Annotated in this window: 17 protein-coding genes and 2 pseudogenes; 9 read left to right on the top strand and 10 right to left on the bottom strand. The window is 42.0% G+C overall.

The features are described 5' to 3' along the window. Positions 1 to 31: 31 nt before the first annotated feature. The 5 genes from JZO85_RS03560 to JZO85_RS03540 form a co-directional block, all read right to left on the bottom strand. Complete coding sequence (locus JZO85_RS03560) at positions 32 to 2,479, bottom strand: WxL domain-containing protein (protein WP_207107143.1); 2,448 nt, start codon at positions 2,477 to 2,479, stop codon at positions 32 to 34. Continuing rightward, a complete protein-coding gene (locus JZO85_RS23400; protein ID WP_207107142.1) occupies positions 2,472 to 2,921 on the bottom strand; it encodes an EF2685/EF0750 family sortase-dependent surface protein in 450 nt (149 codons plus the stop codon). The genes JZO85_RS03560 and JZO85_RS23400 overlap by 8 nt, the downstream gene beginning before the upstream one ends. Then, complete coding sequence (locus JZO85_RS03550; RefSeq protein WP_207107141.1) at positions 2,908 to 3,978, bottom strand: WxLIP family cell surface protein; 1,071 nt, start codon at positions 3,976 to 3,978, stop codon at positions 2,908 to 2,910. The genes JZO85_RS23400 and JZO85_RS03550 overlap by 14 nt, the downstream gene beginning before the upstream one ends. Before the next feature lie 74 nt (positions 3,979 to 4,052). Further along, positions 4,053 to 4,859: a WxL domain-containing protein gene (locus JZO85_RS03545; RefSeq protein WP_207107140.1), complete on the bottom strand. Its 807-nt coding sequence runs from the start codon at positions 4,857 to 4,859 to the stop codon at positions 4,053 to 4,055. Between the two features lie 365 nt (positions 4,860 to 5,224). Continuing rightward, entirely contained in the window at positions 5,225 to 6,331 is a 1,107-nt protein-coding gene (locus JZO85_RS03540) for a tyrosine-type recombinase/integrase (RefSeq protein WP_207107268.1), read from the bottom strand. Positions 6,332 to 6,880: 549 nt separating this feature from the next. Between JZO85_RS03540 and JZO85_RS03535 the strand changes: the two genes are divergently transcribed. From JZO85_RS03535 to JZO85_RS03505, 7 genes and pseudogenes are all read left to right on the top strand, one after another. Beyond that, positions 6,881 to 7,606 carry a hypothetical protein gene (locus JZO85_RS03535; protein ID WP_207107139.1) on the top strand — a complete coding sequence of 242 codons (726 nt, stop codon included), beginning with the start codon at positions 6,881 to 6,883 and terminating at the stop codon, positions 7,604 to 7,606. A 292-nt stretch (positions 7,607 to 7,898) separates the two neighbouring features. Beyond that, complete coding sequence (locus JZO85_RS03530) at positions 7,899 to 8,105, top strand: hypothetical protein (RefSeq protein ID WP_207107138.1); 207 nt, start codon at positions 7,899 to 7,901, stop codon at positions 8,103 to 8,105. Positions 8,106 to 8,118: 13 nt separating this feature from the next. Further along, complete coding sequence (locus tag JZO85_RS03525; RefSeq protein WP_207107137.1) at positions 8,119 to 8,331, top strand: DUF2922 family protein; 213 nt, start codon at positions 8,119 to 8,121, stop codon at positions 8,329 to 8,331. 64 nt (positions 8,332 to 8,395) lie between these two features. Continuing rightward, positions 8,396 to 8,779, top strand: a complete 384-nt coding sequence (locus tag JZO85_RS03520; protein WP_207107136.1) for a hypothetical protein — start codon at positions 8,396 to 8,398, stop codon at positions 8,777 to 8,779. Positions 8,780 to 8,827: 48 nt separating this feature from the next. Further along, a pseudogene (locus JZO85_RS03515) lies at positions 8,828 to 9,058 on the top strand (DUF2922 family protein); the annotation flags it as partial. An 87-nt stretch (positions 9,059 to 9,145) separates the two neighbouring features. Continuing rightward, positions 9,146 to 9,496: a hypothetical protein gene (locus JZO85_RS03510; protein WP_207107134.1), complete on the top strand. Its 351-nt coding sequence runs from the start codon at positions 9,146 to 9,148 to the stop codon at positions 9,494 to 9,496. Positions 9,497 to 9,596: 100 nt separating this feature from the next. Further along, entirely contained in the window at positions 9,597 to 9,689 is a 93-nt protein-coding gene (locus JZO85_RS03505) for a type I toxin-antitoxin system Fst family toxin (RefSeq protein ID WP_111945260.1), read from the top strand. 671 nt (positions 9,690 to 10,360) lie between these two features. Here JZO85_RS03505 and JZO85_RS03500 read toward each other — a convergent pair. Next, positions 10,361 to 11,293 carry a helix-turn-helix transcriptional regulator gene (locus JZO85_RS03500; protein WP_207107133.1) on the bottom strand — a complete coding sequence of 311 codons (933 nt, stop codon included), beginning with the start codon at positions 11,291 to 11,293 and terminating at the stop codon, positions 10,361 to 10,363. A gap of 96 nt (positions 11,294 to 11,389) precedes the next feature. Between JZO85_RS03500 and JZO85_RS03495 the strand changes: the two genes are divergently transcribed. Both JZO85_RS03495 and JZO85_RS03490 read left to right on the top strand, forming a co-directional pair. Further along, entirely contained in the window at positions 11,390 to 11,812 is a 423-nt protein-coding gene (locus JZO85_RS03495) for a pyridoxamine 5'-phosphate oxidase family protein (RefSeq protein ID WP_207107132.1), read from the top strand. Between the two features lie 11 nt (positions 11,813 to 11,823). Then, positions 11,824 to 12,234: an EVE domain-containing protein gene (locus tag JZO85_RS03490; protein ID WP_207107131.1), complete on the top strand. Its 411-nt coding sequence runs from the start codon at positions 11,824 to 11,826 to the stop codon at positions 12,232 to 12,234. A 102-nt stretch (positions 12,235 to 12,336) separates the two neighbouring features. Here JZO85_RS03490 and JZO85_RS03485 read toward each other — a convergent pair whose 3' ends face one another. The 4 genes and pseudogenes from JZO85_RS03485 to JZO85_RS03470 all read right to left on the bottom strand — a co-directional run. Next, positions 12,337 to 13,131, bottom strand: a complete 795-nt coding sequence (locus JZO85_RS03485; protein WP_207107130.1) for a helix-turn-helix domain-containing protein — start codon at positions 13,129 to 13,131, stop codon at positions 12,337 to 12,339. Positions 13,132 to 13,252: 121 nt separating this feature from the next. After that, a complete protein-coding gene (locus tag JZO85_RS03480; RefSeq protein WP_207107129.1) occupies positions 13,253 to 14,350 on the bottom strand; it encodes a coiled-coil domain-containing protein in 1,098 nt (365 codons plus the stop codon). A gap of 19 nt (positions 14,351 to 14,369) precedes the next feature. Beyond that, on the bottom strand, positions 14,370 to 15,110 hold the full coding sequence (locus JZO85_RS03475) for a hypothetical protein (RefSeq protein ID WP_242550195.1): 741 nt from the start codon (positions 15,108 to 15,110) through the stop codon (positions 14,370 to 14,372). 30 nt (positions 15,111 to 15,140) lie between these two features. Then, a pseudogene (locus JZO85_RS03470) lies at positions 15,141 to 15,563 on the bottom strand (hypothetical protein); the annotation flags it as partial.

Genomic DNA, 15,563 nt, shown 5'->3' with positions numbered 1-15,563 from the left:
CGGTACCACTCCTTGTTCGTTTATCTTTTCCTTACGGTGCTGTAGTCAATGTCCAATCCATGTCAGCCTCGTATTTCAAACCTGCGATTCCAGAATGCGCCAGTAACTCTAGTTCTACATCATTAAATGCGTAGTCTATTTGGTAAACACCTTGCGTAGCACTATTGGTCAACGCGACTGTCGTACCGTCAGAAGGAATCTGCTTTGTTCCTACAGAAGTAATAGACGATAATGATTCGTTATGCTTATTGTAATTTTGAACTTCTTTCAGATCCCCATTTTTTAAACGAAGAGTTGTTGTTGTAGGCAAGCTATGTGCTCCGCTCGTAAACTGACTTAAATTCACGGTCAGATCCCAGCCAAAGGTACTTTCCTGATCCATAAAACGGATATACGGATCATACGTCCCTTGATATTTAGTCGCATCCAACCCTTTTGTTTGAGCAAACGGTTTTACTTCTGTTTCTCCAAAACGGAAGTCAGGAATATTGAGTAATCCGGCATTTCCCGTTGGTAGTAAGTTCGGTTCGTTTGGATCATCAATACGGACAAAATTCTCCGCAGTCATTGGACTTGCCATGTTCCCATCAATTTCAATCTCCGCAGGAAGCACTTGATTGACCGCACCTGTCGCAGTGTCCGTAAAAGTAATGTCTGCGTAGTTGTTCGGTCCACCGTTTGGAATACTGATACCTGCTAGACTAAAGCCACCAACCCAATCCGCAGGCGATACCGTAATGTCAACAGGCACGCCAACCGCAGGAGTTACTGTTACTTTTGTAGGGGCGGATAAGCCCGCAGCCCAATTAGTGGTTGCTTTTAGTTTCAGATCCTTCAAAGCAGTCAAGCCTGTATTGGTCAGCCTAGTGGACCAACTGACAGTATTGCCGCTTCCTACTACTTGAGGCGTTGGCGTCAAATCCAGCGTTGCCGTGGTCTTCTTCAAGCGATAATGATACTTAATTTCTTTATTTCCTTTTACATTGGTGATCGAAACAGGTATAGTGACTAGATTCACAGTACCTGGTGCATCTGTAACATTTTCCCAACCCACATACTCCCAATCATCACCTGAAGTATCCGTCAATGAAGACGCAGGTGTTTGAGTATAAGTATCTGCGTCATCCGTAGTCACAGAATTTGGATTTGGTGAAACACCAAGTAAAGTAGTACCATCAGCACTATCAACGAATTTCTCTGTTAATGTATGCTGCTTCTTTCTGTAGACATATTGAATGATTGTATTGGTATTTATGACCTGAGAAACAGGGGTCGTTTTAGGTCGCATACCGGCCATTGGTTCTGTCGACAATTTCCAACCTAAGTACTCCCAGTCTGCACCACTTGAATGCGTCTTAGGATCAGCAGGAGTTTGAGTAAAGGTGGACCCTGTTGGCACGGATACCGTGCCGTTCCAAGTTGGATCGACAAAGGCACTACTTTCATCAATATACTGTTCTGTAACAACCCGAGCCGCCTTTACATCATAAACAATGTGCACTTCATCTTTTGCATCATCGAACTCCGCTCCAAAAGAAATATTAGGAGGATATGAACTATCTATGCTACTTTTGTTCCCAGCTCCCTTATACCAGCCTTGATACGTATAAATATTTGAACCAATTACATAAGTTTTAGGTAATGTGTTACCACCAGACATCGTATACGTAAAGGGATCAGAAGTGACATCAGATAACTTATTTTGAGTGTAGCCAGAAGGTGCTGGTATTGCTGTTCCAGCAGTGTTTTCAAAAATTTCTTTTACTTGTTGGTAATTGGCATAATAATAATTTGTATCTCCTTGATTACTATAAATAAAAAAATCCCTGTCAATGATCGCGCTATAACTTCGACTAATTTCCTGCACTAATGACGAGCCAAGCCATAGACTATAGTATTGTAAACCGTCAATAATACCAAATGGGGGAATATTAAGCAAATACGTATCATCAGCTTGCTTAATGAAAGAATAATTATCAATAACAGGCGGTACTGCTTGAATAACAGGCGGATCACTATTTCGTTGAATCTCACCATAAACAGAAACAATATTGCCTGCTTTATAGTCAAATGATTTGATATACCGACTATTTACACCGGTTATTTTCATATTTGTGAGATGTCTCTTGATAGACCGGGTACCGTTCACAGCTCCAAATGTAATGCTCCGATTGTATGCAGGAAGCTTAATTGAAAATTCATTGACTAACGGGCTTGGCTTGCTTATATCGGCTGACGCACTTGAATATAGCGAATATGGCGGGCTAGCATAAGAAGTGTACAATATTTCAGTCAAATCTCCTGAAACATTTAAAGGGACAGATAATTCTGAACCATCCTTTGCTAGAAGTTTTATTCCAACATCTTTCTCAGGTACGTTTACCGTTGCAGTAGCATTCGCTTCCGGCCCTACAACTATTCCTAGAATGATTCCTAGAGCAATCACGAGCTGCATACTCGTTTTAAATACTTTATTCATGGATTTTTCTCCTCCCTTGTTTCAGATAGAAGAAAATCAACATTATCAGAAAGACCCCCGCAAATGGCAACACCAAATGAACGAGTTCACCTGTACTAGGCAAGAGCTTGTCATCGGAGTAATAATGAGTCGTTCCACCTGTTCTCCCATCGTTATTACCCCACCATAAAAAGCCGCCCTTTTTTTGATCGGTATCTGGCAACGAAGACTCGCTTTGTACCTTACTGCTTGAACTAGACGAGCTGGAACTTGATGTTGAACTACTTGTAGAACTCGTTGAACTGCTGGAACTACTTGATGATGTCGTACTAGTGCTCGTTGATCCTACAAAGCGGACACCCACATCATTTTGCACATCATAACTTGCCGCATAAACGGATGCACCACTTGCACACAGACAAAATAGGGCTACCAACAGATACAATCCTTTATTCTTCTTCACGTTTTTCCCTCCCTTTCGTTCGTTTGACAAAGCGAATGACGAGCCAAGCAGTCACGACTGCCGTTGCGGTTCCCATGACGTAGAAACTAGTAGTCCACCAACTCGGGATAAAGATACGAAAGGCCGTTTGTTGATTCATTTTCTTCGCTATTTCGCGAGTAATCGTGAAATCTTCCTTAAAATTCCAGGTCTTCGTTTCCCCTTTGACTTTCCCGATAAAGGTGTATTCTCCTGCTGAGACCTCCTGCATGCCCCAATCAATCTGGAAAGGAAAGACAGAATTTGGCGCGATTTTCACCTTTTCCTGTTTGTTCTTCGCGATAGCTTTTTCTTGTCCTTTGCGAACAATCTTTCCTTCTGCCGTTAAGTTTTGCATGGCTTCTGGATACGGATTTTGAATACTGGCCTCTAAGACCTTACTGCCGTAATCGATCTCTGGTTGCAGCTTTGTCAGTTTCAACTCCGTTTCGCCATAAATCGGCGCAAAGTCTTGTTCTGTCAGAACCAAACCAATCGCATAGCCGTAAGTATTTTTTACCGCCATTCCCTGACTTTCTTCTTCCTCGTCATCTGATTTCAGCGAAATGCGAACACCGCCTAATAGAATCCCTTGAAAAGCGTCTTTCGGAAGGTGAATATCAATTTCCGCTTTTCCTTCTGAATAGGCTTCGACAGACACTTCTTTATTTTTCGGCTTTGCTACTTCATTGATCGGCAGTGTCATACTCTTATCCGGCTTTTTGTCTCGCTCATCGTATGTAATCAAGCCGTTCTTATTTGTTGCCGCATTGATCACTTCGACTTTGTAGGTTTGTTTATCGGCTGAGCTGTTCATAATTTTCACTTCAATCGTCTGCTTCTGCTCAGGCTGCATCAATAAATGATAGAAGCTCACACGATCGTTGATCTGATTTTCAGGCAAGACCGCTTGTACCGTGAAGCCGGCACGCTTTTCATTTTCTGTGATTTCCATTGATTCCTTCGTGTCTTTCGCAAATCCTGCGCTTGGGAAAAGAATCATTACTACTAAACTTAAAATCAGGAGTAGTCGTTTCATAATTGGCTCCTTTAGACAAGACAGGTTGAAGACAACTTCTCTCTTCAACCTATCATTTCTTCTTACTTTCCTATTTAAATCGAATCGGTTAATGTCCAGTCAATGGTTCCAGAATACTGTTCACCATCCAAAACCTTATTCATTGCAGCTGCTGGAATGTTCAGTTCAATATTAGTAAATTCACCTTCCCAGTACCCTTCACCACGACCATCCGCATTGCCCGGTCCTGATTCCTCATCAGCACTCATAATCAAAGTACTTGTCGTAGAAAGAGAGACTTGCGTACCAGCTGCGAAACCAGTTACAACATCTGGCGTATTCGCAGTAGCACCTGGTGTTGTTGCAGTTGAAATCCATGGAGCTGGTGCTGTAGTCGGTGTTAATTCATTGATTCCTTGTTTCATCGTAATTGTCGCTCCATCCAATTTCTTGGTTGGAGAAACGGCTAGATCGTCGGTTAATTTCGCTTCCAATTTCCAACCAGAGGCACGTTTACCACGAACATCGCCCACTCCAAAATGTTTTGTTGTTGGGTTTGAACCAACCGGTGAGCCGGTTTCTGTTGCGGGACTGCCTTCCCAATTAGTACCAATTGGAACGACAGTAGTTGAAGTTACAACGGTAGTTGGAACAGTGGTCTCCGCAAAGTTAAATTCTTTGGGTACATAAAGCAAACCAAAGTCTGTCCCTGGTGGTGGTGTTACTGGGGGTGTGATCGGTGGCGTGATTGGTGGGGTTACTAATTGCCCTTTTTTGAATGTTACAGAGCCGGTTGATTGCTTGCCATATGTCGCCGCATCTGCCGGCAATGCTGTGGTCACCAATACTCCACCTAGGAATGCTGCACTTAACAAACCTGTTACTAACTTTTTCTTATTCATCTCTTTTTCTCTCCTTAAATGTTCATTTTTCTATATCTAAAATGTACAAACTGGTACATTTGATACTAAAATAGAGTGATGCCTTTTCGCTATGTTTTGATTATTTTTTTCTATGTTTATCCAAAACTAGGATTATGCTTATAAACGCTGATACAATAATGTTTATGGAAGTTTTTTGACGGAAGGTGACGGCGGATGGTTGTCTGTGAACTCACAAATACTCTTTTTTTTAACGAAAAGTTAAAGAAAAAAATTAATAGATAAATCTTTTTAATAGTAAGCGCTTACTTCCTTTAGACAAAAGGAAGAGGCCAGTAAATGAGGGAAATCATTTTTTTGAAAACGTTATCTACCATTTGATATTTTTAGCACATGGCGGCTTCCATGCGGTAAATCACTTCTAATCGTTGTTCAGTCATAGAATCTGCATAGGTATCTAGGGTCAACTTGGTGGAGTTGTGCCCTAAGAGTGCACTGACAGATAGAATATCGCTTTGTGCTTCTAAACAGCGGGTCGCGAATGTATGGCGTAATTGATGGAAATGGATTTCTTCTAACCCGCATTTCTTTCGAATCCGATGGAAATGATAGGTCAACAATCGTGGTTCCATCGGGTGGTTCTTTGTTGAAAAGACAAACGTGCCATTGGCTTGTCGGTGATGCTTTAAGAGTTGTTTCCGCAACGATTGGCTCATAGGGATGGATCGTGTGCCTGATTCTGTTTTGGTCGAACCAATGAGTAGCTGCGTTTTTTGTTCGCCTATTCCTAAAGCGATCCGTTGATAGGTTTGATTCACTGTAATCATATTCCGTTCAAAATCAATATCATTCCATCGCAGAGCGGCAATCTCACCGATTCGCAGTCCGGTATGCAGGGCTAAATAGGTAGGTATGCCGGTCTGATTTTTTTCAGCTAAGGCAACTTTCTCCAACTTTCGTTGTTCCTGTTTATTCAAGGAGCGAATTGTTTTTTTGGGTTTCTTTGGCAGCTTTAAGGAGAGAAAGGGATGCTCTTTTAAGTAGCCTCTTTGTTTGGCGGCTGTTAAACATTGAACGGTGATTCTTAAAATGACCTGCATGGTAGAGACTTCCAACCCTTTCGTTCGCCAGAGCTGGATCAAGTGCTTCCCTGTTTCTTCGGTGAGCTCGTTTAGATACGTTTCGCCAATATAAGGGAACACGTATTTTTTTAGTTTATAGTCATAAGAACTGTAGGTGGCGGGTTTTACTTCCTGCTGGATGTCTTTTAACCACGTCTTTCCCCATTCTTCTAAAGGGATACAGGCATCCCCATACAGTTCTTGTTGGGTAAGATAGTAAGCCTTCATTGAATAGAGCTTTGTCCGTACGTCATTGAATGTTCGTCCATAGATGTAGCCATATTTGATTTTTCGATTGGCTGTATAGCCCTTTTTATAGCGTCCTTCCCAACGACCATCTTTTCTTTTATAGATATTTTCTCCTCTGCGCATCATTCTTCTCCTCCTGACGGCTTATTTGACGGTAAATAATCAAGAATTAATTTCATTCGACCTTACTTCTAATTGATTTTCACAAAAACACGTGTTCTAAAAACATTACAATTATTCTTTTTTCGTGATTTTAATAAAAGATATTGATTATTCTTTCTCTATATTTTATAATTAATTCAAATCAATTCATTTTTTTGCTAAATTATTCGTAGTATGAAATAAAATTGTTCTTAGTTTTGGATAAACCATGTAATAAGTTATCCAAAATTAACAACTTAATCAACCATCTACATAGACAAAAACAAGAGGCATCTTCTTACATTCATTAAGAAGTTGTCTCTTTTTATTCATTTAACAGTGTTTATTCCTTACAAAAAGATGAAAATACAGCCTTTCTTATTTCCTTAATATATAACACCATTTTTGCATTTTTTCGATTTTCTATTCTGAAAATAAAGAATTTCAACATACCTGATTTCTTGTTTTATCGTATATTCTTAGTGGAACCATAAAAAATAAAGCGCTTTATTTTATAGAGGAGGAGTTACAATGACGAAGAGTTACTATGGAGAAATACTGGATTTCCGGTCAAGAGGACAGATATGGGAGGAGTATCGCAGGGCTTCTGAACCCTTTGATCCATTGGAAGTGGAGGAAATTGATTGTATTCTTCCGATGCCGGATCGATCAGGAGTGTTGATCATTACAGAAGACGACATCCTCATCAGTGAGCAGAGTCCGCTAACGACGTTGCAGGCGTTTTCCTTTGCTCACTGCTTTCCTGATCATAAGATTCTTTCTTCCGCCCTACAGGATATCGGTCACTTCGGCAAATATAAGTTTCCTTGGGCATGCCCTTATTTTTCTTTGTGTCCGATGGAAGGCGGCAGTAACAGTGTGTGGGTCAATCCACTAAAGATCGAGAACGTCCATGCCTATGGTGGGCTCCATTATGTCGAACTGCTCAATGGGATAAAGGTGGCGATTCCTATCCAACGGTACTATGCATTGGTCCGATCAGAGATTGCCTGTGGGATCCTGGCGGCGATTCGGCAAGACCACTTCCACTTTTCAATGTATGGCGATCAGCCCATGGATTACTTGGACCTGCCGGATACTTCGTTTGGCCGCAGTCTGAAAAAACGCCCGCTCCTCAAAACCTTCGTCACCCGAAAGTATGAAGTCCACCGCCGCTATCAACGCGCACGCTTTCTCCATTATTATCAAGAATTGGCGGAGGCGCCCCAAGAGATTGATTGGGAGAATTGGCACTAAATCCCCTTTATTGACTGGATGAGTTCTTCATCCAGTCTTTTTCTCTTGAATCCAAGGGTACGAGACAAAATTCTTTAGTCTACTCCTTTTGAGCTACCAATGTCAAACCCCAATTTCGTTTTGACCCCCTCAATTTCGAATGTTTTCAACGGTGAATCAACGTTTCGATACCCAAAACATTCGAAATTGGGGGGGCGCCATCGAAATTGCGGTTCGCATTCTTTTTTGAAATCAGCTATCTTGTAGTCACCGGCCGGTACAAAAAATTCAAAACACACGGAGGACACGAAAAATGATCCAAAAACTAAGTACAAAATTACAAGTGCAGCTCGCTGTACCTGGTGTAGAGAAATTAAAGAAAGTGACATTCCTAAATGTCGTAGACGAACCTAAGGAAACAGAAATCATCGAATTAGGTGAGATCATGCGAGCGCTTGACCACGAAGACACGTTGTTGGACGGCGTGATTATCACTAGTCAATCACGAGTAACGAAATAGGAGGAAAACGTAAATGAAAAAATTAGTAGCGATCTTTAAAACCAGCGGCGGACGTTCCCAAACATGGAGCTTCCCAACACCCGGCGAAGGAAAAGCGCCTGAAGAAATTCGAGGATTTTTGGAACGGTTAACGATGTTAAGTCTATTCAAGAAAGATGACGAGAAGCTTTTCAACCAAGTCGTCAGCGCAAAATACGTCGAAACCGTTGAAACGATTATTTTCTAAGCATAGAAAATTGAGGAGCAGCGGTGATTTCGCCACTCTCCTCCACTAAAGGAGGACACGATCCATGAATGAACAAACACTAACTTGCCGACAATTGTTCAATTTAACACCAAAGACCTTAGAAAAACGAATTACTGAATACTATTACCAAACTCAAAATAGCAGCCTAACGATCAAATATATTTTGACGTTACGCGTGCGTTTTCAACTCGGTGCGGAGGAGTTTGCCTTCATTCTGAAGGATCTTGTCCGTGAGATTTTTATGAATACCAAAGCCACTCGCACCATGAAGCGCTTCTTTTATTACTTTCAAGATTACTTCATGGCACCTGAATGGCGCTCATTAGCTGCAAGAGTATTCCCTGTCCGTAACTTTGGCGAAAAGGCCATCTCACTTGTCCGTTCTCTTATTGCAAAAGTTCGTCCTAACGAAACCAACGAACCTTGATAAAAAAACTACCTACGCAGAATAAAAAAATGAAAGGAAAGCAGAACAATGACCCATGATTTAGTCACGACCTTTACCAATGGTCTAGGCAAAGAACACGACTGGACCTATAAAAATGTGAATGCCGATTTGCCTGTAGAACAGATCAAAGAAGCTTGCGAACTACTGACTCAATTGGATATTTTTGAAAAAAATGGCGTAAAACTATTTGATACTGTCGTCACAGCAAAGTTCGTCACCACATACGAAACCGATATTTTTGATGTGGAGAATGATCCGGCAGCTCCTTCTTAACAACCGTGTAAAGAAGCTGCACCAAAAAATGATGGAGAGGATTCATCTAAAGAATCGAGTAAGGAGGAAAAAATGTCTACCTCTTCAATTAAGCTGGAGGATTCTTCATTCACTCCTGTCAAAGCAGGAAGAAGCTATGACTATTTGTACAATTCCTCAAGAAATGCGCTTGAGCAGGCATTGAAAGGACCCGCAGAATCGAGGAGTAATCACCCTTCATTAATACTAAAAAATCAAACAAGTGGATTAAAGCACACAATCGATGATAATGATTTTTCTGCCAGTGTCCCTACACCTTCTGCAACAGCGCAAACTGAGGAAAAGGAACAACTCAGCACACGAAAAAGGTTTCTTGCCTGGCTCCGGCGAAGGAAAAATCGAAACAAGGATGACCCAGGTAGCCAGCCACATAAGCTAGAATAGCTTAGTCAACTTCTGTCCTTTCACAATTGAATACCTTTTGCGTAGGTATACCCGCTCATGTCTGTCGTCGGCCTCCACTTTTGAGAGGAGGTGATGCACCTTGAGCGAGCTGATTCGATATGTCCTCGCTCCGCTCTTTGTGGGGCTGATCATCGCCCTCGTCAACCATTGGTTGAGTGGGCGTGATCCATGACGACTGAAAAATAGGCTCTCTGCGATTTTCCAATTGCAGGGAGTTTCAGATCAATTCATTTACTGATGGTTCCAGAAAAAATACATAATTTCCCACTCCAAGCTGTTAAACAGACCATACATCTTGATTTGAACATGACCTGCATCAATGCTGTAAATAACTAGCAAGTATGAAGCTAAGAAATGAGTGCTGACTTGTCAACACTGTAACCTGAGATGTCTAAGAGTCATTCCTATAAATAGAATCTGTGGTTGATCAATCCCCTATTATCCACATCTTACTAAAAAACCTGTGGATAATGTGGAAAAACCTGAGGAAAACTATTTATTTCTACTTATTCTTGTGGATAACCCAGTGGATACCGAATCAACTTTCGTTTATAAATGAATAAGACCCTATATGGCTATATCCTCACATTCGCAGACGATTGAGCTCGCTGTTAAATTCTGCCCTTCTCAAACTAAATACACTCACGTCATCAGCCTCCACTTTGAAAGTGAGGGATTCGATACGTTCTTTGTGGGGTTGATCGTTGCCCTTGTCAATCATTGGCTAAGCGGGCGCGATCCTTGACGACTGAACACAAATACACCTGCGGCGATTGCCGCAGGTGTTTAAATTGATCGCCTACTTCTTAAAAAAAGATCGGACGATGAGCTTTCAGTTTCTTCCTATTCCCCTGAATAGGTTGCCATCATTCGCTGAATGCGGCGTTTTAATTCTGTCTTCACAAATTCAGGGGCTATGCATTTGCAACGGGTACCGAAGCCTAATAATAAGTGATAGCCGAATTCATCAGGGATAAAGGGAAACTGGACCGAGAAGCGCTGTGAGTTCTCGATCGGAATAAAGTTCAGCTGCCCAAAGCGGTCGGTTAATTGATCTTTGACAAAGAAATCTACCTCTAAATGGATGGTAATAAATTGATGAGCAACGTCCTTACCTAAGTCTGCCTCTGGAACTTTTTTCGCATCAAATCGCTGCTGGAGCACGTGTAAATTTTCCATTCGAATCAATTTGAAGATTCGAAAGTCTTTTTTCTCGTGGCAGTAACCCTGTATATACCAGCTGATTTCTTTCAAAATGAGTCGATAGGGTTCAATGATTCGCGTTGTCTTTTGACCAGAGCGGTTCGCATATTCGAAGGAAACGAGCTGCCGTTGATGAATGGCTTCCTGTAGTTCTTTGAAAAAGGGCGGCGAGCTTTCTGTGCTGGTCCAAGGAGACAAATCAACAATCAGCTGAGAGGATCGATCATTGATTTCCTGCTCTGCTTCATTGGGAATTAGGGTTTTCAGCTTTTCCAAAGTGAATTTGGCCTGCTTAGAAATTTGCTCTGAAGGAATGCTGTTCAATCCAATCAGTAAAGATATCAAATCCGCAGAAGTAAAAAAGCTTTGATCGATTTTATAGTTCTCCATGATCCGAATCCCGCCTTTACTTCCAGGCAGAGCTGTGACTGGGATGCCTGCTTGGCTGAGGGAGTCGATATCTCGGTAAATCGTGCGGACAGAAACTTCAAATATTTCGGCTAAAGCAGGAGCGCTAATCTGTTTCTTTTCTATCAAAAGCATCGTAATGGCTAGTAATCGTTCTGTTTTCATTTTTTCTCCTTTACAAAAGCATAGAACCCTGACAGATAGCTGTCAAGGTTCTATTGCTAAACTAGTGTTTGTAATACAAAATTAGGAGGAATCACTATGACAAATATGAATCAAGCTTTTCACACAATGATGGAGGAACAATTGGAAATCGCTCTGGCGACAAGCGTGGCGAATCAGCCGAATGTTCGAATCGTAAACTTTTTATATGATGAGAAAGCCAACTGTCTTTATTTTTCAACATTTAAAGGCAATGACAAGGTAAAAGAATTCTCTCAAAATCCTCAGGTTGCCTTTACCACAGTACCAAAAGGACAAGAAACAGGTCATGTCCGTGCTCAAGGTACCGTTGCTAAGAGTGCAAAGTCCCTTTATGATCTAGCTGAACCCTGGGTCAAAAAAATCCCTTCTTTTCAGCAAAATATTGATCAGGCCGGTGCTATGCTGGATGTCTATGAGATCACCTTTGACCAAGCTCAGGTAATCCTAGATATGGAAAATCAGACGGTCATTGAGCTGTAAGGGGGGAACAGATGAAGTATTGGATTGGTGTCGCTTCTGAGGAGCATGTGCGGATCGGTGTGACAGGCGGCTTTAGTCAGTTATGTCATGGCAAGAGCGCCCAGCTGAAACGGATGAAACCTGACGATTGGCTGATCTATTATGCGCCAAAGGTCCAGTTAAAGGGATCAGAGGTTTGTCAAAAATTTGTGGCGATCGGTCAAGTCATTTCTGATGAGGTCTATCAAGTGGAGATGTTTCCTGGTTTCTTCCCTTATCGAAAGAATGTGCAGTATTTAAAAGATGCTGAAAGCTGTACGCTGCAGAAGGTCAGTCAATTTCCCATGTGGGCTGAGTATCGTCCACGTTTGCGTTTTGGCCATTTTGAGATCCCAGAGGAGCTGTTTCAACAAATTGCTTTTTTAATGAATGTGCAATTTTAAAGAATTGGCTGAAATACAGTGACACCCGCGATGTTGTTCGCGGGTGTTTGTCTAAAGTTTCTTTGCATGATGTTGAAACGGAGGAATCATAAATGCTAATTTCTATCCATTAGAAACAATTCTGTTGATCGCTTCATTATTTTGAATGCGATCCAACAGCTCTGGGTTGAGCCGATACCCTTTTCCCCACAGGGTTTGGATGGCTTTATTCGCCAGACTCGTGTTTTCAAACTTAGATTTAATGCGAGTGATCGTACTAGAAAGGGAGGCGAGATGGGATTTATTGACCTCTTCATTCCAGATTTGATGACAGATCGTCTCGCGTGTCACCACACTGCTGCCCGCATGGATCAGGATCGATAGAATCTTCATTTCTGTTTGCGATAAATGATGGATGACTTCTAAATATTGATAATTCTCTTCTGGGTTCGGTCGTTTCTCCCGCAGCGCACTTGGCCGAATAAGCGAGACCTTATCGGATAATTGGATAAACTTTCTATTCTCAAAGGTATCATCGGTTTGCTGAGTCGTGCGTTTCAAGGCAAACAAGCATTCTCGCAGCTCATCAATCGAATCCTCATTTGAAATGATCGCCTGTATGAGATTGTCTTCTAAATACTGATGATCCAACTCGGTCACTTTGGCTTCTACTTTACGAATCACCTGAACCGATTGCTGCTGCAGAATCGGCAATAATTCGGTGACTTCTGATTCACAGATCGATTCACTTAAGATGACGTATTGAAAAAAACGGAAAAATTCGAGTGTTTGGCTCTGCTGCGTACATTGTTCAAAGAAACTAGCCGAACAATACACTTCATAATTTAGTAACTGTAATTTTTGTTGAATGTCCTGCTCAGTCAGAATATTTCTTGTCAGAATCAAGACCTGATTCATAGTTATCTCCCCTTCTTGTTTAAACCCTAAAGATATAATGTTTCATCTCGTTTACTGAAGCACTATGTACGAGAACAACGCAGCCCATCTGCGAAGGACTCCGTATTCTCTTCGGTTCTTTCTATTGGTCTTTTCGTGATAAAACGGAAACCTTTGGATACTCATAACGGCCTTTGATCTCTTCTAAATCCGGCACATTGCTCTGGGCCAATTGATCGACACGCGCCTTCAGCTCTTCATAAATACTCAAGATCGTCTGACGTGATTCGTCGACTTCGCACGAGATTTCCTTCGCTCGATCATGGATCGTCTGTAATTCTGCCTCTGAATCTTTGACGATGCGCTGCGCGTCCATCTTCGCCTTTTCCACCATTCGATTGGCCTGGCGGCGAGCGGAGATCAGGACTTCCCCGATTTCATGCTGCGACTCAACAGCCTCTTGTTTGAGCTGCTCATTTTCATGCTGCAGATGGGTGATCTGGTGCTGCAATTGTGTGATAAACTCGCTTTCGGCAATAGAATCCTGTTGCTTTTGTTCCTCGATCATTTGCTGAACAAGGCTTTCTTTTTCCAAAATCAACTGATCCTTTTCTGCGATCCTTTGATCCAATTGAGCGACCAGCTCATCTTTTCCCTCCAGCTCATGAAGCACACGAGTCATTTCTCGTTCAACTTTCTCTAGGGTTTCTTGGTACTGCGATTCTTCCTCTTTTTGCCCCATCATAAATTCATGGATCTGCTGCTTCGCCTCTTTCAGCTCCTCTTCAACCGTCTGTTGGTCTGCCAAGGCGGCTTTCAAAGTGGCTACCTCTTCTTCTGCCTGATCCAATTGCTCCTTCAGATACCCTGTTTCTTTATTTTCCTGCAGTCGTTGGATCTCTTGACGATTCCGACGAGTCTCAGCCTCCAAGTCTTGGATTTGTCGACGATTCTCGGCTTTCTCTTCTCCCGTTCGCAAAAGGGCCTGCTTGTATTTGTCATTCTCTTTCATCAAGCGCTGCTTCTCCACTTGGGTTTCCTTTTCTAAACGATCATAAAGATCGTTCTTTTCCGAAAGCATCCGTTTCAATTCAGTGATTTCGTCGGTTTGTTTCTTCGCGGGTTTTTCTACAGGACTGGGGCGTTCTTCGATCATGATCTCTTCTTCTGGGACAGAATTGATCTCGTCGATGATATTCTTATTGAAAAACCAGCCATTTTTCTTTTGTTGTGCATTCATGCTAAACTCCCTCTTTTCTTTACTCGTCTTCTTGGATCAATGAAAATTCTTCGTCGGCTTTCTCACGAGAAAATGTACAGCTATAGGTCTTTTTCTTGTTCTTGTCGTTCATCAGATTCATCTGGAAAGTGATCTGAGTCAGCTTTGAAACATCCTTGGCTTCTTTGGCAAATGCCTTAATGTTGTCTTTGATTTGTTGGCGATTCTCCTCACTGCCAGAATCACCAGCCAACGCGATATTCAGTGTCTGTGTCGGAATATCCAACACGATCAAGGTGGTAGACAACCCAAAATACGGGCTCACCTTCGTGGACAGATCACTCTCGATCTCGTATTGCTTCTCACGATTTTCGTCAGAAAACAATTCCTCCCACGGATAGTCCTTCAGCCCAATTCCTTTTTGAGGATAGGCTTTGATAGGTAATTTATTGATGATTTGCTTTTGTTCTTTTTTTAGCGTATACAGCTCGTCTTTTAACTGATTGGTTCGTTCCGTAACGACATGCAGCTGATCTTCTACTTGAAACAAGCCATAGGTAGTCAACAGTAACCCTATTGCCAAGAAGATCGACAGGAATAATAAGGCCGATACGTGCTTTTCCTGTTCGGCGTGTTTGACAACCTCCAGCTTTCTCTGAAAGGATAACGGCGTATTCGGTGGTAGCTGAAGCCGCTGTAATTGTACCTTGATGATCATTCGTCGAAACCAAACAATGAGTATCAGTATGACCAGCGCGACGCTCATCCAATTTATGATCAAAATATGTTTATCCTCTTTTCTGTACCAGGTTTAGTTTCGGGTGGACTCAAAATAATCGGATACTTTCTGATCCTGCTTCTGTTTCTTTATTTCTTTTAACAGTGTCCCGTTCGATAGGGCCTCGACCTTGAATTCCAGATCATCGTAGATCGAAAGCACATTCTTTCGTGATTCCGAGACCTCAATCAGAATTTTTTTCGCCCGGTTGCTGATATTTTCTAATTCCAATTCTGCGGAACTAATGAGATGCTTCGCTTCTGTTTGTGCCTCTTCAATCGTTCGATTTGCCTGCTTCTTCGCTGAGATCAACACTTCCCCGATTTCCTGTTGGGATTGCAGGACTTCCTTTTTGAGCTGCTCATTTTTTTCCATCAACGCATCGACCTGTTTCTTGACTTGGATCAGCTCAAGACTTTCTTCGTCGGCCTTTTGTTCTCGCAGCTTGCTTAATTC

This window comes from Candidatus Enterococcus murrayae (assembly GCF_017315985.1).
Lineage (GTDB): Bacteria > Bacillota > Bacilli > Lactobacillales > Enterococcaceae > Enterococcus_A > Enterococcus_A murrayae.
The sequence above is the reverse complement of the archived record's forward strand: the minus strand, read 5'-3'. Positions and strand labels throughout refer to the sequence as shown.